At 59.4% G+C, this 22,967-nt stretch carries 16 protein-coding genes and 1 tRNA gene; 6 read left to right on the top strand and 11 right to left on the bottom strand.

The features are described from left to right. Window positions 1-122 precede the first annotated feature (122 nt). Both H8709_RS07220 and H8709_RS07215 read right to left on the bottom strand, forming a co-directional pair. Window positions 123-5,774, bottom strand: coding sequence for a cadherin-like beta sandwich domain-containing protein (locus tag H8709_RS07220; RefSeq protein ID WP_262397710.1), 5,652 nt, complete (start codon window positions 5,772-5,774; stop codon window positions 123-125). Between the two features lie 326 nt (window positions 5,775-6,100). Next, complete coding sequence (locus tag H8709_RS07215; RefSeq protein WP_262397709.1) at window positions 6,101-6,835, bottom strand: hypothetical protein; 735 nt, start codon at window positions 6,833-6,835, stop codon at window positions 6,101-6,103. Window positions 6,836-7,319: 484 nt separating this feature from the next. On the opposite strand from H8709_RS07215, the gene H8709_RS07210 reads away from it, so the two are divergent. From H8709_RS07210 to H8709_RS07200, 3 genes are read left to right on the top strand one after another with little or no spacing between them, the layout of a single operon-like run. After that, window positions 7,320-8,354 carry a hypothetical protein gene (locus H8709_RS07210; RefSeq protein WP_262397708.1) on the top strand — a complete coding sequence of 345 codons (1,035 nt, stop codon included), beginning with the start codon at window positions 7,320-7,322 and terminating at the stop codon, window positions 8,352-8,354. After that, the gene (locus H8709_RS07205; protein ID WP_262397707.1) at window positions 8,351-10,627 is read left to right on the top strand and encodes a hypothetical protein; all 2,277 of its coding nucleotides are present in this window, start codon (window positions 8,351-8,353) and stop codon (window positions 10,625-10,627) included. Before H8709_RS07210 ends, H8709_RS07205 begins: the two co-directional genes overlap by 4 nt. Window positions 10,628-10,637: 10 nt before the next feature. Next, on the top strand, window positions 10,638-10,895 hold the full coding sequence (locus tag H8709_RS07200; RefSeq protein ID WP_262397706.1) for a cephalosporin hydroxylase family protein: 258 nt from the start codon (window positions 10,638-10,640) through the stop codon (window positions 10,893-10,895). A gap of 148 nt (window positions 10,896-11,043) precedes the next feature. Here H8709_RS07200 and H8709_RS07195 read toward each other — a convergent pair whose 3' ends face one another. From H8709_RS07195 to cysK, 3 genes are all read right to left on the bottom strand, one after another. Next, window positions 11,044-11,388 carry a TIGR04076 family protein gene (locus tag H8709_RS07195; RefSeq protein WP_262397705.1) on the bottom strand — a complete coding sequence of 115 codons (345 nt, stop codon included), beginning with the start codon at window positions 11,386-11,388 and terminating at the stop codon, window positions 11,044-11,046. 241 nt (window positions 11,389-11,629) lie between these two features. Beyond that, window positions 11,630-11,706, bottom strand: a tRNA-Arg gene (locus tag H8709_RS07190). Window positions 11,707-11,894: 188 nt separating this feature from the next. Then, window positions 11,895-12,836 carry a cysteine synthase A gene (cysK, locus tag H8709_RS07185; RefSeq protein ID WP_262397704.1) on the bottom strand — a complete coding sequence of 314 codons (942 nt, stop codon included), beginning with the start codon at window positions 12,834-12,836 and terminating at the stop codon, window positions 11,895-11,897. Window positions 12,837-13,337: 501 nt separating this feature from the next. Between cysK and H8709_RS07180 the strand changes: the two genes are divergently transcribed. Then, the gene (locus H8709_RS07180) at window positions 13,338-14,237 is read left to right on the top strand and encodes a YhfC family intramembrane metalloprotease (RefSeq protein WP_262397703.1); all 900 of its coding nucleotides are present in this window, start codon (window positions 13,338-13,340) and stop codon (window positions 14,235-14,237) included. Between the two features lie 118 nt (window positions 14,238-14,355). Here H8709_RS07180 and H8709_RS07175 read toward each other — a convergent pair whose 3' ends face one another. The 3 genes from H8709_RS07175 to H8709_RS07165 form a co-directional block, all read right to left on the bottom strand. Further along, window positions 14,356-15,666: a patatin-like phospholipase family protein gene (locus H8709_RS07175; protein WP_262397702.1), complete on the bottom strand. Its 1,311-nt coding sequence runs from the start codon at window positions 15,664-15,666 to the stop codon at window positions 14,356-14,358. 302 nt (window positions 15,667-15,968) lie between these two features. Then, a complete protein-coding gene (locus H8709_RS07170; RefSeq protein ID WP_262397701.1) occupies window positions 15,969-16,430 on the bottom strand; it encodes an ImmA/IrrE family metallo-endopeptidase in 462 nt (153 codons plus the stop codon). Window positions 16,431-16,457: 27 nt separating this feature from the next. Then, window positions 16,458-16,835 (bottom strand): helix-turn-helix domain-containing protein, encoded by a 378-nt coding sequence (locus tag H8709_RS07165; RefSeq protein WP_262397700.1) that lies wholly within the window; start codon window positions 16,833-16,835, stop codon window positions 16,458-16,460. 264 nt (window positions 16,836-17,099) lie between these two features. Between H8709_RS07165 and H8709_RS07160 the strand changes: the two genes are divergently transcribed. Together H8709_RS07160 and H8709_RS07155 are read left to right on the top strand one after the other, a co-directional pair. Then, a complete protein-coding gene (locus H8709_RS07160) occupies window positions 17,100-17,330 on the top strand; it encodes a hypothetical protein (RefSeq protein ID WP_262397699.1) in 231 nt (76 codons plus the stop codon). Further along, a complete protein-coding gene (locus tag H8709_RS07155) occupies window positions 17,308-17,613 on the top strand; it encodes a hypothetical protein (RefSeq protein ID WP_262397698.1) in 306 nt (101 codons plus the stop codon). The genes H8709_RS07160 and H8709_RS07155 overlap by 23 nt, the downstream gene beginning before the upstream one ends. Window positions 17,614-17,832: 219 nt before the next feature. On the opposite strand, the gene H8709_RS07150 is transcribed toward H8709_RS07155, so the two are convergent. The 3 genes from H8709_RS07150 to H8709_RS07140 all read right to left on the bottom strand — a co-directional run bounded on the left by H8709_RS07150 (window position 17,833) and on the right by H8709_RS07140 (window position 22,685). Further along, window positions 17,833-18,261, bottom strand: a complete 429-nt coding sequence (locus H8709_RS07150; RefSeq protein ID WP_262397697.1) for a VOC family protein — start codon at window positions 18,259-18,261, stop codon at window positions 17,833-17,835. Between the two features lie 201 nt (window positions 18,262-18,462). After that, a complete protein-coding gene (locus H8709_RS07145) occupies window positions 18,463-20,718 on the bottom strand; it encodes a vitamin B12-dependent ribonucleotide reductase (protein WP_262397696.1) in 2,256 nt (751 codons plus the stop codon). A gap of 695 nt (window positions 20,719-21,413) precedes the next feature. Continuing rightward, on the bottom strand, window positions 21,414-22,685 hold the full coding sequence (locus tag H8709_RS07140) for an HlyC/CorC family transporter (RefSeq protein ID WP_262397695.1): 1,272 nt from the start codon (window positions 22,683-22,685) through the stop codon (window positions 21,414-21,416). Window positions 22,686-22,967: the final 282 nt, after the last annotated feature.

Raw genomic sequence — 22,967 nt, 5'->3', positions numbered from 1 at the left:
GCGGGCACTGGGAGCGGGAGGGACGCTCCCCATTGCGCGGCAAAAAGGCGGAGGCCGGACAAAAGTCCGGCCTCCGCCTTTTGCTTTTTAGCTGGGTCTTATTGAGAAGAAGAAGGATTTCGTTATTTCTTCCGCTTTCTGGAGAGGAAGACCGCTGTTCCAGCAGCGCCCGCCATGAGCAGCAGCGCTATCGGCAGCGCCGACGCGTCGCCCGACTGCGGGTTCTCTTTCCCAGTGCCAGGCTTTGTCGTCCCCTCCGGCCACTTCCAGTCGGAGCTGTGTCCGCCCGGGATAGAGGGCTTCGTGGTGGTAGGTTTCGTCGTGTCCGCGGGTTTTGCACGGGTGACGACAATCGTATAGATGTTTTCTTTTTCTCCCATGACGAGCTTCACTTCGATGGTGTTCTCTCCCACATCGAGAGCGATGGCCTCGGAGAAGGCCCCGCTTTCCACAGCCTTGCCGTTCACAGTGACTGCCATCTCGCCGGAGTAGAAGGGTTTGACCTGGATGGAGTCGGTGGCGTTGCCGACAGAGGCGGTGTAGGCGTTGACATCCTTGTCGAAGGCGGGTTTCAGCACGCCCTGGCTGAGTTCCAGGCCGTCCAGGAAGGGAGTCTCGGTAACAGGAGGTTTCTTGTCCTCTCTGGTAACCTTGATGGTGTAAGTCTTCTCTCCCGCGACGACGGTGATGGCGTTCTCGCCGACGCTCAGGGAGATATCGGCGGAGTATTCACCGGAAGCGACCTCGACGCCATTCACGGTGACAGCCGCGTCGCCGGTATAGGTGGGGAGAACTTTGATGGAGTCCACGGAGTTCGCCACAGTGGCGGTGTACTCTGTGACTTCAGTGCTAAAGTTGGGAGCTAAGGTGCCGGTGGAGAGGGCGAGGTCGGTGAGAACCGTGGGAACCGGAGCGGGCTCCTCTCTGGTGACCTTGATGGTGTAGGTCTTCTCTCCCGCGACGACGGTGATGGTGTTCTCGCCGACGCTCAGGCTGATGTCGGTGGAGTAAGCGCCGGAAGCCACTTCCGTGCCGTTCACGGTGACGGCCGCGTCGCCGGTGTAAGTGGGGAGGACCTTGATGGAGTCCATAGAGTTCGCCACGGTGGCGGTATACTCGGTCACATCGGCGGAGAAGTTGGGGGTGAGGAGGGCCGAGGACAGGGTCAGGTCGGTGAGAACCGTCGGAACCACAGGATCGGGTACGGTGCGGTCCATGGCCTTCATGGAATAAACGTCCAGATCCAGGGTGGCTGTGCCGTTTGTGAAAAATTCCATGCCGTTATTCTCAAACTCGCTGTAAATGAGTCCCGCAATAGCAGCTTCGCCGTCATTGCCGTAGACATCGAAGCAGATCTGATCTAAGAGCATCCGCAGCTTGATCTTGTTGCCGTCGAGCAGGCTCATTTCCGGCTCGTAGACGCCCAGATAACTGCCGCCGCCGGTCTTCATCTTGTCCACATAGAGCTTGCCGTCGTTTTTATTGTAGGTGATCTTGAGCTCTTGACCGCCGCCTGCCGCCCCGACGCGGAGCTTAAAGCCCACTTCGGTGGCGGTGCCCAGGGTGATGGTGGCCTCCATGTCGCAGGAGGTGGCTTTGAGGTCTTTGAGAACGTTCTCACTGCTCTCGTCCACCTGGACGCCCTTGAGGGACAAAATCTTCTCATCCCGCATGTCCTTTACTTCCGCGGCGGGGTAGCTGAAGAGCTTCACCTTCCCGTCCACGGTGCGCAGGGAATGCTCCATGGGGATGCTTTGCGCGGAATTCCAGTTTTTGTCCTTCCACTGCATGGAGGGGTCTCTGAGCCAGCTGATGGAGATGGTGCGGCCCAGTTTCTCATTGTTAAAGGTCTGGGTGGCGTAGGTCTCGGGAGCCGGGTTGCCAGGGCCCTGGTCGGCGATGCCGTTGAGGGCGTAGAGCTTGTCGGTCTCGGGGACAAACATGACGGTGTCCTCCCCTGTCACCTCCATGTGGCCCAGCACATAGAAGATGCCGCCGCCAGTGTAGACCCATTTGATATTGTCCGGGTCGCCGTCCACGGGGAGCGGATAGAGGTCGGGACACTCGGAGTCAAAGACCTGGCCGTTGATCTGGGGACGTCCGCAATGCTTCCAGTCAATCAGGTTCGGAGAGGTGAAGATGTGTAAGTCTCCCACCGTGACCATGACCCAGATGCCGCCGTCTTTAAGACTGGCGTCCTCATACCAGAAGACCTTGGGGTCGCGCATGCCGCCGCCATACATATTGCCCGGGTTTTTGACCACCGGATTGCCCGGGTATTTGATAAAGGTGCGGCCGCCGTCGGCGGAATAAGCCATGCTCTGTTTGGCGTAGCCGTAGGTGGTATCCCCAGCCACGCTGGCGTAGAAGACCACGATTCTCGAGCCCGGCGGGGTGTAGTTCGGGTCGGCGGGGTCATCTACAAAGAGCCCGGAGGTGTTATTGCGGTCGATGACGCCCGAGCCGGAATAGGCAAAGCCCAGCTCGTCGGGCGTGATGGCCAGGGGCAGCTCCTCCCAGTTGACCATGTCCTTGGAAACGGCGTGGCCCCAGCAGGTGGTGCCGTTTAAGCCCTCTACGCCGGTGTCAAAGGGACGGTTGCACTGGAAGAACAGGTGGTATTCCCCTCTGGCGTCGTCGTAGACAAGGCCGTTGGGGTCGTTCATCTGATACATATAGGGGGTAAAGTGGAACTGGGGACGGGCCGTCTCTTTATAGAGGGTGTCGGGGTTGGGTTCCCTTGTGATATTAACGGTGTAGGTGTCGGAGAGATCGGAACCCGGGTCTCTGACAATGACCCGCACGGCGTTGAGGCCGTCGGCAAGGCCCACGTTCACTTCAACGCCGGGGTTTGCCTTCTGGCCGGCCACGGTCACTTCGTAGAGGGCGCTGTCAAACTGGGTCTTGACCTTGACGGCGTCCACGCTGTGGCCGACTTCGGCCCAGTAGGAGTGATCGCCCGCGTCAAAGGGGGTATCCATCTCGGCGCCGATGAGCTCCAAGCCCTGGAGCTTGGGGGTGACCGCGGGATAGTAATTGACGTTGTCAAAGGTGGCGGTGGTGCCGCCGGATACCATGGCGCCGAAGAAGCCGCCCTCAAATTTGGGGATGGCAACGGTCTTATAAAGGGTGCCGTTGACATAGAAATTGGCGGTCTTGGATTCCAGGTATTCGATGCGCAGGTGGAAAATATCGGCGGCTTTGTCGGCCGCGGTCATATCAGCCACCTCAATCCACTCGGCGGAGCCGTCTTTGTGGGTGAAGGCCATGACTTTGCCCTCATCCTTGATGGCGAGGAGGCTGTAAAGCCTGCTGGGCCGTCCGGCCGGGTCCGCGGGGTCCCGCACGCCGAAGATGAGGCCCGCGGCGTGGTTGCCGGATTTGATCTGCACATCGGCTTCGTAAATAAAGCCCTCGTCGGCGGTGATCTCTTTGTCCTTGGCGTAGGACCAGGTGTCGCCGCCGCCGGTGACGCCCTTGTAGCCATTGGACTCCACGCTCCAGGTGCCGTTGATAGGAGTCCACCCGGTCAGGTTGGAGGTGAAGGCGGCGTCGGAGCCGTTGATGGTGTAGTTGACATGATTGAAGGTGGCGGCGGCATTGCAGGTCATGACGCCGAAATAGCCGCCTTCAAAGGTGGTGAGCTCTTTTTCCAAGAGAAGGCGCTCGCCCAGATAGAATTTGACCGGGCCGTCCTTCACCTCTCTGACCACCTTCAGGTGATAGGAGGTGAGGTCTTTCTCCTCATCGGTCAGCGGATAGTCCAGAATGAAGTCGGGATTGCCGTTTGTCTGGGCAAAAATGCGGGACAATGGACCGCCCCGGTCCACGTTCATGCAAAACCACTTGGCGGAGGGGTTCGTGGGATCCTTGACGCCGAAGGTGATGCCGCCGGCGGTCTGATCCAGGGGGAGCTCCATGTCGGCCTCATAGGTGAACGGGTCGTGGGAGTTGACCGCCTTGGAGGACATGGCAAAGACGTTGCCGCTGCCTTCGCCATGGTAGCCGTTGTCGGTCTCGCCCCAGGAGCCGTTCACACCGCGCCATCCGGAAAGATTCGAGACAAAGCCTTCCCCGGCCACCTTGCCGTTGTCGGTAAAGTTGACTTGGTTAAAGATGCCGTTGCCGGTGCTCATGATGCCGAAAGCGCCGCCGGCAAAGCCGTCGAGGGTCTCGGTGAAGATGAGGCGCTCGTCCAGATAGAACTTAAAGGTGGACTTGTCCTCCCGGACTACCTTCATGTGGTAGGTGGCTTTGGCCTTTTCGTCCTCGGTGAGGGCGCTGGCCTTGATGCTGCCGCCCGGGTCGCCGTTTGTCTGGTTAAAGATCATGGAAATGTCGTTGCCCGCAGCGTCCCGCACTACATTGAAGCAGTACCAGCGGGTGACGGGGTCGGCGGGGTTGAGGACGCCGAAGACGATGCCCGAGGCGGCGCTCTTGGGGGTCATGTCCGCCTCGTAGGTGAAGAGGGTGTCGGCGTCGATGCGCTTCTCACTCATGGCGAAGTGGTTGCCGGAGCACACGCCTTCATAGCCCTGTTCGGTGAAGGTCCAGGTCCCAGACACCTGATGCCAGCCGGTGATATTGGACTGGAAGCCCTCGATGGAGGTGCCCTCCTCGGTGAGATTGGCGTTTTGGAAGGCGGCCTTGACGGTGCACAGAAGACCGAAGGTGCCGCCGGAATAACCGGCGAAAGTGGCGGTGTGGACCAGCCGGTCGCCGATATAAAACGCAAAGGTCGCGGCGTCCTTGCGCACCACCTTGAGATGGTGGGTGGTCTGGGCCTTTTCTTCGTCGGTCAGCGCCACGAAGGTGGGCAGTCCCCCCACCGCCTCGCCGTTGACCTGCTCGAAGACCAGCCCCACGTTGCCCTTGACCACCGAGAAGCAGTACCAGTGCTTTGTGGGATTGGCGGGGTCCTCGATGCCGAAGGCAAGGCCCGCGTTGTCCTCAAGCGGGGTGACGTCGGCCTCATAGGTGAACAGATCGTCTGCGCCCAGGGTTTTATCCGAGATGAGGAAGTTGTTGCCGCCCGCGTTCTCGCTTTTATAGCCCTGGGACGTCTCGGTCCAGGTCCCACTTTGGGCCTTCCAGCCGGTGAGGTTGGAGACAAAGCCCTGGGTGGAACCGTCGATGGTGAGGCGTACGTTCTGATAGGTGCCCACATCGTTAGTCATCATGCCCACATAACCGCCCTCAAAGCCGGGCAGGTCCATTTTGAGGATGGAGGCGTTGTCGATAAAAAACTCAAACTCCGTCTGGCTCGAGCGGACGATTTTGAGCTGATAGCTGTCCTTGACTTCCGCCAGAGCGCTCGCCTGGAGGCTGTTGGAGGAAAGCTCTCCATTGATTTGGTCAAAGCGGATATAGCGGTTGCTGCCCGTCATAATACCGAAGTCGTAAAAGCGCTCCGCAGGGTTCTGCGGGTTTTTGAGCCCGAAGATGAGGGAGGCGTTAAAGTCGGGATTGGTGCTGGTGGAGGAAACCTGCGCCTCGTAGGTGAACAGGTCGTCTTTGCCCACCTGCTCATCGGCGATGGCGAAGGAGTTGCCGCCGGGGCCGTAGGCCACGCCGTGGTAGCCGTCGGCCGTCTCGCTCCAGGTGCCGGAGAGGCCGTGGAGATTGGTCAAATTCGTCTCAAAGGTTCCAGCCGCCAGGGCGGTCAGAGAACCGGGAAGCGCCATGGATAAGCCCATGGACAGGGACAGGATGGCGGGAAGCACACGTTTTTTTAAAAAGGCGCGCATCCGTCCTTTGCCGCGTTTTGGATTCATACTTCTTCTCCTTTTTTCTTCTCGAATAAAATGCGGATACAAAGCGGGCTTTTCCCGCTTTTAGCGAAGGTGTACCACCTCTTTTCTTATGTAACAAAGTGCTTTGTTATCTTATTATAAAATGGGATTCATTTCCATGCAAACGAAAATGGCCCTTTTCCCATAGGTTCGTATGATATGACAAAAGGGACTGCCCAAAATGCATGAACAGATGCAAGAGTTGTATGGTTGCATCGCGCCGGGCCACCCGCCCCATCTGGAATGTAAGGACAGGCCTTTACCTATGGAAAAGACCCGGCCCTGGGGGCCGGGTCTTATGTGCGGAGCTATTCAAATTTGACGCCGCAGTTCCAACAGGTCGGACGGCCGGGAAACTGTTTTTTCCCGCAGTTGGGGCAGAAGAAATATTCCTCCTGGGGGGAGATGCCCGACGTGGTGACTGAAACGCTTTGGCCTGCCGCCGCCGCGTCATTGGGGGGAACAGGAGCCTGCGGGGGCGCGGAGGGCGCGGGCGGCTGGCTCGGCCCGGAAGACGGGGTGTGCGGTTCGGCCGGGTTTGGCGGGGCGGGAGGAACCGGCGCCTGTGCGCTTGGCGGTGCGGGAGGCGTGGACGGAGATGCCCCGACTGCCGGCTGTACCGGCCGCTGGGGCGGCGTAAAGGGCTGGGCCGAAGGGGCGGGGCGCGTGGGCGGCGGGCTGGCGGGAGCGGATCTCGGCTGGGTCAGGGGCTGGACGCCCTTGCCGCGCGTAGGTCTGGAGGGATTGGGAGCGGGGGCGTTGGGGTCATAGCCCGTCTTGCCCTGGGCCACCAGCTCTTCCAAGAGCTTCTCGATTTCGGCGCAATGCAGGTTTAAATTGGTCTCGGTGAGATTGAGATAGTCGATGATCTCCGCAAGCCCCAGGAAGATGAGGCCCGACATGAGTCCGGAGAAGATACAGATCAGAAAGATGTAGAGACTTTTCAACGTAACCGCGCAGATGAGGCCTGCAAGTATGCAGAGGACGATAATGATCGTGCCGGTCACCTTGAGCGCATTGGCGGTGCTATTGTTGACTTCCATAAAATTTCAACTCCTGTACGCCGCCGCGCCGGCAGATTTTTTAAAAGCGGGCCCCGCCCAGGGCGCGGGTCCCGGGCCAATCCGCAAGGAAACCGAGGAAAAGAAATGGCAGGATTCGACCAATCCTTTCCTCTTTTGACAACAGTATACCAGGTTATCCCCCCATTTAAAATGGGCGGACGGCGGGAAGGATGGAGAATAATTCGGGGATATTTGCACATATCTGACAATTCCCGCCTTAGGATGAGGCAGGCGCTCCCCTCCCCTTCTTGCAGAACGGCCGGGTCCGGCGGCGGGCGGCGGATTTTGCCGGGAAACCCACGCTTGCGGTACGCTGACAGGGACTCCGGGGTGTCCCGCCAGGGCGCTGCAAACGCCGGAGAATGGAGATGGGGAAAGTGAGACAAAAAGATACAACGGGAAAGAAAATCCAAGGGAAAGGAGAGAAGGAACTTCCCTTCACTAACAAAAGGCGGTGTAAAGAATGCGGATAGAAGTGCATGACCGGAAAATACGATGTGACGGTCAACCATTGGGACTCCAGCACGACAATAAAGTGGAAACGGTTGCCTTTGTCCTCCCCCAAACCATGGGGGGGACCGATCTTTCCCAGGGGGTGGCCTACCTCACCTTCTGCCGGGCGGACGGCAAAAAGGGCGTCGTCCCGCTGGACAAGGCGCTGGAGGGGGACCGGATGGTCCTATCCTGGCAGGTGGGGCGGCAGATGACCGAAGCGCCGGGGCTCTTGCAGGTGCAGCTGAAAATCAGCGGGCTGGAGGACGTCCTCTGGCACAGCGAGATTGCGGGCTTTGCGGTGGGGAAAAGTATCAGTGAGGACAGCGGGCAAAGCATACTGCCCCTGGAGCCGGAAGCCTGCCTCCCCATCACGGTGGCCGAGCGGCGGCTCCAGATCCCGTCCGCCTACCGGCGCATAGCGGCCCAAAACGACCAAAATTCCCAGCAGGTTCCCCTGCGCCTGCCCCGCTATTTCAGCGGCCGGGATCTGTCGGAATACGACATCTTTTTAAAGACGGTTTCCAGCGGCGGACGGGACGATGTGGCGCTCATACCCACCCGGGTGGACGCCACCCAGATCGAATGCCTATGGACCCTCGGTCCGCCCCAGACTTCCTATGCGGGCAGCCTCTCCCTCCAGCTGCGCATCACCGGCGAGGGCTTTCGGTGGGAGAGCGAGGCCGCCAGCGTAGAAATTATTCCCTCCTTGGACGGGGAACCGGCGGTGCCCGGCACCCCCTCTTACCTGGACGGGATGCTGGAAAAGACCCAGCAGGCGGCCGGGGAGGCCAAGCGGTGGGCGGCGGCCTCTGCGACGGCGGCACAGAAGGGCCCTGTCATCGGGGAGGACGGATGCTGGCACCTCTGGGACGCTCAGACGGCGTCTTATCAGTCCACCGGGCGCAGGGCGGAGGCGGATCTGCGCCTTTGCACCTTTTCGATCAAAGAGGAAACCGGGGAATTGCAGATTGAATTTCCAGAGGGGAAAGGAAGGACAGAATGATCACACTGGGAAAGGTATCCATCACGCCCCAGGGGGCGTTTGACCCACAGCGCAGCTATGAGCGGCTGGATATGGTCTTTGATGAGGCAACAGGGCTCTCCTATCTGGCCCGGAAGGACGGCGCTGGCGCGCCACTGAGCGATACCGCCGTTTGGATGCGGCTGGGAACGGGCGCCACCGGCCCCAAAGGGGACAAGGGCGACCCGGGCGAGGCAGGTCCGGCAGGGCCCAAAGGAGACGCCGGCGACGTCGGCCTGACGGGGCCCGCCGGCCCCCAGGGAGAGAAAGGCGACGCAGGCCCCACCGGGCCGATAGGTCCGGCAGGCCCGAAGGGGGACACGGGCGCTACCGGTCTCGCGGGACCCCGGGGAGAACCGGGCCCCCAGGGGGAAAAAGGCCCCAAGGGAGATAAGGGTGATCCGGGAGAAACGGGCCCGGCAGGGCCCAAGGGAGAACCAGGCCCCAAGGGCGACAAGGGCGATCCGGGCGAGACGGGCCCGGCGGGTCCCAAGGGGGAACCAGGCCCCAAGGGGGAGGATGGGACCTCCTTCCGTATCCTGGGCACCTTTGCCACCTTGGAGGAGCTTCAATCCACCGCCACCGATCCGGGACTGGGGGACGCCTATATCGTGGGCGGTTTTGTCTATGCATGGTCGGGGGCACAGTGGCAGAATTTGGGGGAAATCAAAGGCCCCAAAGGAGACAAGGGCGATCCGGGCGATCCGGGCCCGGCGGGACCCAAGGGGGACACCGGAGCCACCGGTTTGCGAGGCCCCCAAGGGGAACCGGGCCCCAAAGGGGACAAGGGCGATCCGGGAGAGACGGGCCCAGCGGGACCCAAGGGGGATACCGGAGCCACCGGTTTGCCAGGCCCTCAAGGGGAACCGGGCCCCAAGGGAGATAAGGGCGATCCGGGAGAAACGGGCCCGGCGGGACCCAAGGGGGACACCGGAGCCACCGGTGAGGTAGGCCCTCAAGGGGAACCGGGCCCCAAGGGAGATAAGGGCGATCCGGGCGAGACGGGCCCAGCGGGCCCCAAGGGGGACACCGGAGCCACCGGTTTGCCAGGCCCCCAAGGGGAACCGGGGCCCAAAGGAGACAAAGGCGATCCGGGAGAAACGGGCCCAGCGGGACCCAAGGGGGACACCGGAGCCACCGGTTTGCGAGGCCTCCAAGGGGAACCGGGCCCGGCAGGCCGCACTCCCGTCAAGGGGGTGGACTACTTTACCACGGCGGATATCGCGGCAGTGGCCACACAGGCTGCCGGACAGGTGGATATTTCCGGCAAGGTGGATAAGCTGACGGGAACCGGTTCCGGTCTGCCCGTATTTACAGGCGCCAATGGGACCCTGGCCGCCAAGACGGCGTCCGACGCCCTCACTTCCCTGGGCGGGGCCCTAGGGGACGCGTCGGGCAACGCCGTCAACGCCAATATGCTTGGCAACCAGCCGGCCAGTTTCTATGCCCAGCCCCTGCCCAACCTGGTGACCAACGGCTACTTAAAAAAAGGGGTCATCAACCAGCGGGGCAAAACCACCTACTCCACTTCCGATTTCGATCAATATACCGTTGATGACTGGAAATTTACCGGCAACTGCTCCATGACCGTGGGAGACAATGGCTGTACCATCAGGCCGACCGCCAATTATCATGGAATTTGCCAGTATATCGAAAATCCCCAACAGTTTATCGGCAAACAGTTGGCGCTGACGGTAAAAGCCTTCAATAGCGTCAGTACAGCCATCTATATCCGGTTAAACTATGTCAAAGGCGGGAACAAAACCCAGATTTCCTATCTCCAACAGGGATTTACCGGGGAAAAGGATCTGTTCATGACCTGCACGGTGCCCGATGCGGACATGGATTACCTTTTGGTCCAGATTGACACCTATTCGGGTGAATTCACCACCATCCAGCGGGTAAAACTGGAGGAAGGGGCGCAGTTCACCGGCTGGAACCTTTTTGATCCGGGAGTGGAAACCGCCCGCTGTATGCGGTATTACCGCAAAATGCGGGTGGAAGGGGTAGCCACGTCGGCCAAATCGCTTTCTCTGTGCATGAACTTCTTCCCCATGCGGGTGGTTCCCAGCGTCTCGACCGCTTCCACCTCCTTCGCCATTGCCCAGGTGAGCATTACCGCCATGACGGGGACCTTGACTTGGGTGGATATGAGCAATAAGAGCCTTTTGGCCGTCACAACGGAAAACAACGTGTTTACTGCGGGAAAAGCGTACAATAAGGAAATTGATTTTGATGCTTGCATCTATTATTAGGAGGATGTCCATGATTCAGGTCTATGCCAGATGCAATGAGGAGGGAAAGGTGCTGGCCATTTTGGACAGCGCTCACCACATGAGGGAGATTACGGACCGCGATGTACTGATCGCTGAGGGATATGGGGATGACTGCGCCTACTTCCCGCTGCGCTATCAGCTGCTGGATGAACAGATGTGCCACCGCTTTCAGATTGTGGATGGAAAGCTCGTGGAGTGCACTCCAGAGGAAAGGGAGGACGAGCTGCGAAGGCTCCTGGAATTGTAGGAGCGGGAATGCGCCTCTTTTATCGGAAAGGCGTTCCAGCCATTGGCGCACAAAAAAGGAGGGGCGGCCCTATGGGGCCGCCCCTCCTTTATTAAAATCCGATGGCGGAAAGTCCGCCGAATTTTGGCGCGATGATTTGAGTTTTCAATTACCGCACCGGCTCGTAATCGAGCTCGGAGACCTCATCGGTGGCTTCCAGCTTGAAAATCACCGGCCGCAGTCCGTCGTTGCAGCTACAGATGGCGACGCCGGGCTTGCGAATCCAGTCGCCGTAATAAAACAGCTCCTCCCCCATGCCGTGGGCCAGGGCGAACGCGTACTGATAGACGGCCTTCCACGCCTCGTCGCAAAAGCCCTCGGGCTTGGCGTAGTCCGCGTAAAAGATCTGGCCCGCCTTCATCATGGGGCAGGGCCCCAGCCCCTCCGCCCCATACTCCTTTGCGAGCTGCTGGTCCAAGGTGGTTTTGAGCACGGTGATTTTGACTTTTTTCATGGTGAAATTCCCTCCCATGTGGCAGTTATGGCAAAGAGCCCGCTTTTGCGGCGGGCATACACGACAAAAGATGATACCGCAAGAGAACGAAGCGTCCCGCGCCTCTGGGTTTGATGGCGGGGGCCGTCAAAACAGCCGAAGGCTGTTTTTAGGCAAAGGACGAAGGCATCGCGCGGCTGTCCCGCGCCGGCGGCGCAATAATAAAAAAACCTGCGGTGAACGCAAATGTTCATCGCAGGCTTGGTGCGCCAGAAGGGACTCGAACCCCCGACCTTTTGGTTCGTAGCCAAACACTCTATCCAGCTGAGCTACTGGCGCTTTTTGCTTCCCGGGCCGTCAAGCGGCTTGGGTGCCTAAATATAATAGCACATCTGGGGGAAGAATGTCAAGAGAAAATTGGCTTAGCACCGGCGTCGACCGCGGGATGAGGGCGGTATCCGCCCACCGGGGTGGGTACGGACGGGGCTGCGCCGCGGCGGACCCTTTGGCGGGGGGGAGGCAGCGCCTCAGTTTTCGGCGTTTTCGAACACCGGTGTGGAGAGATAACGGTCTCCGCTGTCCGGGAGGAGGGCCACGATCATTTTGTCACGGTTTTCCTCCTTGGAAGCCAGGGTGATGGCCGCGTGGAGGGCGGCGCCGGAGGAGATGCCGGCAAGGATACCCTCGGTGCGGGCGAACCGGCGGGCGGCGGCAAAGGCCTCCTCGTTGGAGACGGCGATAATCTCGTCGTAGATGGAGGTGCGCAGCACGTCGGGGACAAAGCCCGCGCCGATGCCCTGAATCTTGTGGGGACCCGGTTTGCCGCCCGACAGGACGGGGGAGTCGGTGGGTTCCACCGCCACCACCCGGACCGAGGGCTTTTGGGATTTGAGATACTCGCCTACCCCGGTGACGGTGCCGCCGGTGCCCACGCCCGAGACAAAGATGTCCACCGCGCCATCGGTGTCCTGCCAGATCTCGGGGCCGGTCGTGGTCCGATGGATGGCGGGATTGGCCGGATTTTCAAACTGGGCGGGCAAAAACGCGCCGGGGATGTGGGCCGCCAGCTCCCGGGCCTTTTCGATGGCCCCCTTCATGCCCTTGGCTCCCTCGGTCAGCACCAGTTCTGCCCCATAAGCCGCCAGCAAACGGCGGCGCTCCACACTCATAGTGTCGGGCATGGTAAGAATGACCCGGTATCCCTTGGCGGCGCCCACGCTGGCAAGTCCGATGCCGGTATTCCCGCTGGTAGGCTCAATGATGACCGAGCCCGGTTTTAACAGCCGCTTTTCCTCGGCGTCGGCAATCATGGCCGCCGCAATCCGGTCCTTGACGCTCCCCGCCGGGTTCATGGATTCCAGCTTGACTAAAATTCTGCCAGGCAAATGCAGTTGTTCCCTCGTGTTTTTGATTTCCAGCAGCGGCGTGCGGCCGATAAGCTGGGTTAAAGATGTGTAATACGTTCCCATTGTATTCCTCCGTTCTAATTCCTATCAATTAACTATGATATAGGATTATAGGCTTCACAGCGGCTGTTGTCAAGGCGGAAAGAAAGATATTGATAAAAAATTCATATTCGCTTGTATGGTAAAACCCGGCGGCTCCCTAGGGGATGACAAAACACCAAATCCTGGGCCGGAGCCCATTTTTATCAGAGGCGCCCTATGTCTTTGAGGATACCCAGCATGCAGACGAATTATGCGGCAAGACGGGGACGGCGACATCCCACCTACCGGCGGGGAAGACGCGCCCTACGTTTTATTCCCGACACTGCCGAGTGACCCGCGCCTACCGGCGGGGAAGACGCGCTCTTAAGTTTATGCGCGACACTGCCGCGGAATCTTAATGCGATCTTAATGCCGATTCGGTTGATTTGTGAGGTTGTCCGGTGTACAATGGGGGAAGATTTGATATAGGCCCGGAGACAGTGTCCCCGGGCCGTAGTATCTCATTGGAGGAGGATGAATCTCGTGACAGGAACGGTATCCGCCCTGGCCATCGCCGCCATGGCTGTCAATGTCCTTGTCTGCTTTGGATTGCCCATTGGGCTGATGATCTGGCTGGTGCTCAAGAAAAAATCCACCATGCGCCCGATACTCACCGGCATGCTGGTGTTCTTTGTCTTTCAGATGATACTGCGCATCCCGCTGTTGCAGAATGTGCTGGCCCCCCAACCTTGGTTTCAGTCCATGGCCAAAAATATCTGGGTCTATGCCCTGTTTTTGGCGCTGACGGCAGGCATCTTTGAAGAAGTCGGCCGGTTTATCGGCTATAAGGCGCTGCTTAAGCGGCAAAACGCCTGGTGGGACGGCTTTGCTTTCGGTGTGGGCCACGGCGGCATCGAGGCGGTTTTGCTCACCGGCATGACCAATATCAATAACTTGACCCTCGCGTTTCTCATCAATACCGGCGGCTATGAAGCCTATGCCAAGACCCTGGACCCGGGTACGGCGGAGCTTATCTTCCAGCAGATGGTGCAGGTGGGCCCTGGTGAGCTGCTGTTGGCCGGCCTGGAACGCGTCTTTGTCATCACCATCCAGATCGCGTTTTCCGTACTGGTGCTCTATGCCGTCCGCAAACGGAACCTGCTCTGGCTGGGGCTGGCGGTCCTGCTCCACACCCTGGTGGACGCGCCGCCCGTCATCCTGCTCAACGGCTTTGGGTGGAATGTTTACCTGGTGGAGGGACTCATCGGCATCATGGCGGTGCTGGCGGGCGTGTATCTCTGGCGTAGCCACAAGGCCTTCCTCCAAATGGACGGCCACGACCACACCACAGGAAAGATGCCTCGGGGTCCCATTCCCGGCTATGTCCCCCCTTGTCCCTATGTCCCCACAGGCGCAGCAGGGGACGATTCTTCTCAGGAATAATAAAACGCCCCGGCTAAAGAAGCCGGGGCGTTTTTTGTAAAGTGAGAAGGGAACGCCCCCTCCCCTGCGAAGCGTTTGGACTGTCCCAGACGGAGTTTGGGGCGCTTTTTCGGGCCCGTTAATCGAGGAGGCGGGGCTCCCGGAGCTGGCGGCAGAGGAGGAGAAAGATGCCCGCAACAAAGGCTTCAGGGTGGTGGACAGCCAGGACCCAGAGGCAATGAGGCCTTGTCCGGTGGGTGAAGACCTCCCAGAGGCAGTCGGCGGCAAAGGCCGACAGCGCGGGAAGCCCGCTTTTGGACAGCCGGAGCGCGGCGGCAAGTAGTGCGTCGGCGCGGGTGACGGATAAATCATCGGCAGCGTGCTGGATATGCGCCCGGTAGGCCTCCAGGGCCGCGTCTACAAAGGCGTCCGCGTCGTAAAGGGCGCAGGGATCGAGCCCCAGGGCCTCCCCGCCCGTCTCCGCGCAACGCATGAGAAAGCGGTCCAGCTCGTACCGATGGTCCCCCTTAAGCCCCAGGGTTTGAAGGAGGCGCAATTTGCCCTGTTCTTCCATGGGGAGGCCCTGGCTGGCCACAAGGCCAAAGGAACACCGGGCGCAGCTTTCCCCTAGGAAGGGCATGAGGAGCGCGGCAACACGGCGCAATTGTCCCGGCACAAAGGCGTAAAAGCGACCCGACACCTTCCCGAACAGGCGCAGCCCGTCCAGGTAGCCCAGACGCACGTTGTGCTGGGAGACGGCCGGGTCAAAGACCAGCACCGGCCCCAAATCCCAGTGGCATCGCAAAGTGCGGATGCGCACCTTGGGATAATGGGCACTCCGGACGAGGCCGATGGCCTGCAAATCCACGGCGATGATGTCGTCCGCCCCCTGCTTTACAGCAATCTCGATGGGGAGGTTGTTGTAATAGCCCCCGTCGATGAACTGCTCCTTTCCAATCTGGTAGCTCTTCATGGCCGGGAAGCAGGAGGCGCTGGCCAGGATGTAATCCGTGAGTTTTCCCGGCTCCATCTTTTCTTTGGTGAGGACCATGGGCTTAAAGTCGGGAAAACGGACGGTGACAATGCCAAAGTCAATGGGGCTTTGCCGCACCTTCTCTTCGTCCACTACCTGCCGGACCAGATGATGGAGCGGCGCGGCGGAGGCGCTGCCGATATTTTCCACGAACCCACGGGCCGCCTGGAGCCAACCCTCCGGCGTGGACAGGTCCGCCTCCGGGATGCCTTCCAGGATGTCCTCGGTGGTTAGCTGCTCCCATAGGGATAACGCCGTGTCGAAGTCGTCCTGGGCAATCATAGCGGCGTTGAGAGCGCCCACCGAGGTGCCCGCTACCGCTTCAATTTCAAAGCCCAGCTCCCTTAAAGCCTGCCAGACGCCAATTTGATAGGCGCCCCGGGACCCGCCGCCCGCCAGCACCAGCCCTTTTTTCATGAAACCAGCTCCCTTCCTGCATCTAGCCTCAGAATACCACATACGAAAGAACATTGCATGAAAATTTTGTAACCGCCTGCCGGCGGGGGTTGTCGCGCTGTGGCATCGTACGAAACCAAGCGCGGGTGACGCGGATAGTGGTTCAAATGGAACCGAGGGCGCGTCATCCCCGCACCGGTAGGTGCCGCCATCCCGCACCGGTAGGTGCCGTCATCCCGCACCGGTAGGTGCCGCCATCCCGCACCGGTAGGTGCCGTCATCCCGCACCGGCAGGTGCCGTCATCCCGCACCGGCAGGTGCCGTCATCCCGCACCGGCAGGTGCCGCGCCGGGGGTGGCCGGGAAACGCAGTTCCATGAGACGGCGGTCCACCCCGGCCAGGCAGGAAAGCTCCTCGATGGTCCGGCCCTCCCCCTCTTTGAGCATATTGTCGTCGATGAGCAGACAGGCGGCAAAGAGGTCGGCCTCCCTTTCATACCGCCCCTGTGCCAGATGGGTGGACTTCTCCATAAAAAGGCGGTTCATCTGTTGATGGAGCAGGGCGTGCCCCAACTCATGGGCGCATATCTGGCGCTGTCTCTCCCGGGGAAGCCCCAACGCCAGGTAGATGACCCGATGGCCTAATAGGGTGGTGAAAAAGCCGTTCATGCCGATGGGCAGGTCCGCCTTGAGGACCAAAATGTCCAGCGCGTCGCAAAGTTCAAAAGGGTCGCGGGTAGAAAAAGCGGCAATGAGATCTGCCGCCAATGTTCTGATATAATCCATGTTGTCACTCTGCCTCCCCTAGGCTTGTCAATTCTCTGCTGTCTTTTTATCCTGCTGTAAAATAATGGCCGCGCCCATCATCAGCGCGTCAAGAAGTTTGTCCACGTCATCGGCGCTCAGCGGCGTGCCGTTAAACATCAGGCCCTCGTTTTGCAGCAGGAGCCGCCGCACCTGTGGAGCCAAATCTCGCAGCTCCATAGTGCCGGAGATGGGATGCTCCCCCAGCAGATAGTCCACCGAGACCCCAAACAGGGACGCGATTTTTCCCAACATCTCGCTGTGTGGCACCCGCCTTCCCTGCTCGTACATGCCCACGGTGCTGCTGCTCACCCCCAGCCGGCGGGCCAGCTGTGCCTGGGTCATCCCCTTATTCTGCCGCAAAGCCCGAAGGGTATCCGCAAACATCCAGAACACTCCCTTTCCCAAACGAACATACTTTCTATTCCTTCTTAGGATACCACATTTTGTGTGACAATGCAAGAAAAATAGAAACTTATTTTTACGTTTTGGATATTGATATAATTCATATTGTGTGATACAATGAAACATGTGAGAAGAAGATCGGTGATTGTTGCATAAAATTGGGAAAATGGCCTGTGGGGAGAACGAGGACAGGCTCATTTTTTACAACACAATCTACACGAAATGTGTATATGGAGGTGCTTATTTATGGATTTGCAGGAGTTGTCGATGCAGTACCGGACTACGGCGGAACGGGTGGAGGACCGTTTATACATTCTTAAGGAACAGCGCAAGCATGTGCTGGGAGAGGAGAGCATCCTCTTGGAGAGCCGTATTGCGGCGCTGTACGCGGAGCTGCTGGAGCTGAGAAAGACCGCGTTTTATTTGGCCAACTATGAACAGGAGGACAAGGGATATGGCTTCCAAACTCAGTCTTGACTTTCATCTGTACGACAAAGCGAGCTTCGACCAATTTGCGGCGGAAAAAGGAGAAGACAATGCCCGGCAGCTTTATCGGGCCAAAAAGATTTTGCATCGGGTGATGAAAGAGGAGCTGACCCCCCTGCAGTTAGAATATATGACCCGGTTCTATTTCGGCAAGGAGACCATGACCCAGATCGCTCAGGACCGGGGCATCAACAAATCCAGCGTCAGCCGGGTTATCCGCAACGGCCGGGAGAGAATCTATCGGGTCCTCAAATACCTGGATCTGAGAAATTGAGCGCCTATCCGGCTCGCGCAGGACAAGCACTAGACTTTGGGCGGCACAGGGATCGCATGGAGTTGTGGACGGCAACATGAAAAAGGGACCGCTTTTCACAGCGGTCCCTTTTTATTTCGCGATAAAGTAAGTGCATTGGCCTCGGCGCGCCGGTTCATCATGACGCGCTTGCCGCCGGCTTTTGTAGTGCCGGAGCACGGGCAAACCTTCCCGGCTAATTTATAACAGCGCAAAATGAGGGCTTTCCATCATTTCTTTCATCAGGCACAAGCAAAATGGGTGCCCGGCCGGGTCGATCATGACCCGCCAGCCGTCGGAAAACTGCTCCTTTGCCATTGTGGCCCCGCAGGCAATGGCATGCGCCACCGCCTTTTCCAGATCATTGACGGCAAAGTCCAAATGCGCCATTTGCTGCTGCGCGGCAGGCGTTTCCGGCCACACCGGCGGCTGATAGGCCTCGTTTCGCTGCAACATGATCCCGGGATAAGCCCCCTGCTCCGCTCCCGGCGCGCCCACACATGCCCAATCTCCATCATGGAATGGGACTTCCCAGCCGAGCAGCGCCGCGTAGAATTTTGCCAGCGCATAGGGGTCCTGGCAGTCGATGGTGAACGCGTACATTTTGATTTTCATCTCTTGTTTCGTCATGGGCTACCTCACTCATTTTTGATGTTCCCCGCGCCTGCGGGTGGCAAATCGGCCTCTGGGTTTCGCTTGCGGCACAGCCGCGACACCCGCGCGCCTGCGGCGGGCGTGTCGCGCTCTGGGTTTCGCTTGTGGCACAGCCGCGACACCCGCGCTTTAGTTTTGTACGAGACTACGGCGCGGTATGGAAGCGGGCACTGCCCGCTAGTTGCATTTGGAGTAGCCGCAGCTGCGGCAGGAGACACAGCCGCCCTCGTGCTCCATCTCGGCGCCGCATTCGGGACAGTATTTCATGGCGCCGGGGTGGCTGATGACGGGCCGCTTCCCTGCGGCCGTGTCGGAACAAAAGGGGCAAGCTTCATCCTTGTGCAGGTCCCGGAAATCCGCCACCTTTTTGATGACCTTGGCGATGGCGTCGGGGCAGGAGGTACAGGTGACGTCCTGACGCCGGATGGTGGAGGGGCAGCGAATCCCCCGGAGTTGGTCGATGATCTCGTCGAGATCGATGCCCGAACGCAGTGCGATGGAGACGAGTCTAGCCGTGGCCTCGGACTGGGAGGGACAGCCCCCCGCCTTGCCGGTGGAGGTGAAGACCTCGCAGATGCCGTTTTCGTCGTAATTGACGGTGACGTACAGGTTGCCGCAGCCGATCTTCATCCGTTCGGTCATGCCGCTGGTAATTTCAGGCCGGGGACGGGGCAGGATGTGGGTGGGAATTTCCAGGTTGGCGGCTTCGGGGGCCTCGCCCTTTTTGACGGAGCCGATGTTGAGCACCTGGCTGTCCCGGCTGCCGTCACGGTAGATGGTCACGCCCTTGCAGTCGAGGCGGTAGGCCAGCATATACACCTCCCGGACGTCCAGGGTGGTGGCGTCGTGGGTGAAGTTGACGGTCTTGGAAACGGCGTTGTCGGTGTGGCGCTGAAAAGCCGCCTGCATCTTGACGTGGTAGGTCGGGGAGATGTCGTGGGAGCAGACAAAGACTTTTTTGATGTCCTCGGGAATCTCGTCGATGTGGGCCAGCGTCCCCTCTTTGGCGATCTTGCGCATGAGCTCGTCGCTGTAAAGCCCCCGTTTTTCCAGGGTCTCCCGGAGGATGGGGTTGACTTCGATCATTTCGGTGTTGTCCATGACATTGCGGATAAAGACATAGGCAAAAACCGGCTCCACACCGGAGGAACAGCCCGCGATGATGGACAAGGTGCCGGTGGGGGCGATGGTGGTGCAGGTGGCGTTGCGCAAAGGCGCCTCGTCTTTAAAGATGCTCTCGGCAAAGAGGGGGAAGGCTCCTCTCGTCTTGGCTAGCTCCTGGCTGTACGCCTTGGCCCGGGTGGTGATGAAGTCCATCACCTTCTCGCCCACTTCCACCCCCTCGTCGGAGTTGTAGGAGAGGCCCAGACGGGCCAGCATGTCGGCAAAGCCCATGACGCCCAAGCCGATTTTCCGGGTGGACTTGGTCACCTCGTCGATGATGGGCAGAGGATATTTGTTGACTTCGATAACATTGTCTAAGAAATGGATGGCAAGGCCCACGGTCCGGTCCAGCTTGTCGTAGTCCAGCTCCCAGCCCCCGTCCGTTTCTTTGAGCATCTGACAGAGGTTGATGGAGCCCAGGTTGCAGGACTCAAAGGGAAGCAACGGCTGCTCGCCGCAGGGGTTGGTGCTCTCGATTTCGCCCTGGCTGGGGACCACATTGTCCCGGTTGAGCCGGTCGAGGAAGATGATGCCCGGTTCCCCGTTGCGCCAAGCCGCCTCCACGATCTTGTCGAAGACCTCCTTGGCGGAAAGCTGGCCCACCACCTCTTTGGTGTGAGGATCGACAAGATCGTAGTCGATCCCCAATTCCACGGCCTTCATAAAGTCTTCGGTGATGCCCACCGAAATATTGAAATTGGTGATGTCGGCGTTATTTTTTTTGCAGTCGATAAAGTCCAGGATGTCGGGATGGTCCACCCGCAGAATGCCCATGTTGGCGCCCCGGCGGGTTCCGCCCTGCTTGACCGCTTCCGTGGCCATGTTGAACACCCGCATGAAGCTGACCGGCCCGCTGGCCACGCCGCCGGTGGTCTTGACGGTGGAGCCCGCCGAGCGCAGGCGGGAGAAGCTAAATCCCGTGCCGCCGCCGGACTTGTGGATGAGGGCCGCGTTTTTGACCGTCTCAAAGATTTCCTCCATGCTGTCCTCAATGGGCAGCACGAAGCAGGCCGAAAGCTGGCCCAGCGGCCGCCCCGCGTTCATCAGGGTCGGGGAGTTGGGCAGAAATTCCAGGTTGGTCATCAGGTCGTAGAACTGATCGGACAGCGCCCGCACATCCGCCTTTTTGTCAAAGAGCGTGTCGGCGCCCGCGATGGCGTCAGCCACCCGGCGGAAGAGTCCCTCCACCGTCTCGATGTTTTGCCCGTGTTCGTCCTTGATGAGATACCGGCGCTCCAGCACCGTCTGCCCATTTTTATTCATCTGCATTTTATTACCTCCGAAACAGCCAAGACTTTTCCTGGGACTACATGATCTTGAAGTATTTGTTTTTCACATACTATATAATGTATCACTCTTGGTAGATAGATGCAAGGAGTGAGGGAAGATCGGCGGAAGATTTGGATGGATTCTCGCAAATGCATAAGAATCTAACCGGTTTTTTTGCAGGTTTACACAAACATGCCAAATAAAAAATTTTGCCGCTTCTTTTTGATTTTTTCCAAATCAAAAGTACAAAAAATAAACTTTCCACATATTTAACAGATTTTTCAACTGTCCTCTGGGAATTTTCTCCGAAAATTGACAACGGGTACCAATGGAGGCGGTAGTAAAGAAGATCGAGAGGGAATCTGTCGAAATAGGGAAGAAAACAGGTTGTACGGTTTTTCAAAACGCAAGTGGCAAGTTAAACAAAATGGGGACCATTTTTTTGATAGCATGCAGGATGCCGTCGGATAGCCGTCGGTGTGACCTGGGCGCGATGGCATTGGGGCCAGGACGGACTCCGCGCCGGGACGCAAAAACGGCACACAACGCAGGCAACCTGCGGCGTGTGCCGTTGATCGTTCCTTTTTGTGCCGGCCGTGGCGCGCATTTTGTGAGCGCCGCGGTTTCCCGCGGGCCATGGCCCCGGATGCCGGTGGACACGAGCCGGACGCTCTGGAGCGCCAGGGCGCTTGGGGTCAGCTGTCCTGGGGCGGCTCCTCTTGGGGCCGGCGGGAGATGACGACCGACAGGATGCGCTGCTCCTCCACCTGCTCGACGTGAAACACAAAGCCGTCGGCCGAAAAGCGCTCCCCCGATTCGGGGACTTTGCCCGCCACGTCCATGATGTAGCCTGAGATGGTGACGGCGGTGATGGAGTCGTCCGGATCGGGCAGGCCGAAATAATCGAAGACGTCGTCCACGTCGATGTCGCCTTTGACCCGGATGCGCCCTTCGCCCAGCACCTCGATGTCCCGTTCCACCTCGTCCTCCTCGTCCCAGATTTCCCCCACCAGTTCCTCGAGGATGTCCTCCAAGGTGATGAGCCCGAAGGTGCCGCCGTATTGGTCAGCGATGATGGCCATATGGCTGCGGCTGCGCTGCAGCTCCCGCAAGAGGGTGGAGATCCGCTTCTTGGGCGGGATGAAGAGGACCTCCTGGATGAGGCTTTGCACGTCCACTTGGTCCCCGTGCTCGATGTAGGCGCGCAAGAACTCCCGCTCGTGGAGGACGCCCACGATGGAGTCGATGGTCTTGTCATACACCGGGACGCGGGTATATTTTTCCGAGAGGAAGACATTCTTGATTTCCTCCACGCTGTCGCCGAGATCAACGGCCACCATGTCCACACGGGGGGTGCAAATTTCCGACACGGTGATGTCGTCAAATTCCAGCGCCGATTGGAGCAGCTCGCTCTCCTGCTTTTGCAGGACGCCTTCGTCTTCAATTTCCTCGATGATGTATTTGAGCTCTTCCTCTGTCACCGAGGGCTGTTTGCCTCCGTCCTTGCGGCGCACCACCTTGGTCAGCCAGACGAAGACGGTGACCAGCGGGGAAAAGATGGTCATCAGCGCCCGCAGCGGCCCGGCGGCGGCCAGGGCGGTCTTTTCGGCGTTATCCTTGGCCAGGGTTTTGGGCAGGATTTCGCCGAAGATGAGCACCACCACCGTCATGACCGCTGTGGAGACGCCCACGCCCGCCGGGCCCATGAGCGCGGTAAAGATCACCGTGCCGATGGAGGCCGACGCGATATTGACGATGTTGTTGCCGATGAGGATGGCCGACAGGGCCCGGTCAAAGTTTTCCGCGATGCCAAGGGCCGTCTTGGCCCGCTTGTCGCCGCTGTCGGCGTAGTGGCGCATGCGGATCATATTGACGCTGGAATAGGCCGTTTCGGTGGATGAAAAGAAGGCCGACAGGGCCACGAGTACCACAATGAGCAGATAGTAGAGCCATGAAGCTCCGTCCAAAGAAATCTCTCCTTATTTTTAACAGATCACTTTTCCCCGGTGGAAAAGCGGGATGGGCAGCGAAGAAAGCGGTCCCGTCCTGGCGCGGAACGATTTCCAGCGGGCATGCGGCGGCGGGAGCGGGACACGGATGACCACCACAGTCAGAGGGCGCGTCCAAGAGGGCCCGGGCGGCGGGAGCGGGACACGATGACCGCCGCGGTCAGGGGGCGCATGCGAAGAGGGCCCGGCGGCGCTCGGAAGAACCAGGCTAAAAAGCAGCGCCGAATAGGCGACGCGGAC

The sequence above is a fragment of the Zongyangia hominis genome, assembly GCF_014385095.1.
In the GTDB taxonomy this organism is placed as follows: domain Bacteria; phylum Bacillota; class Clostridia; order Oscillospirales; family Ruminococcaceae; genus Zongyangia; species Zongyangia hominis.
Note: the sequence above shows the minus strand (reverse complement) of the source record. Positions and strands in the feature narration are given on the sequence as shown.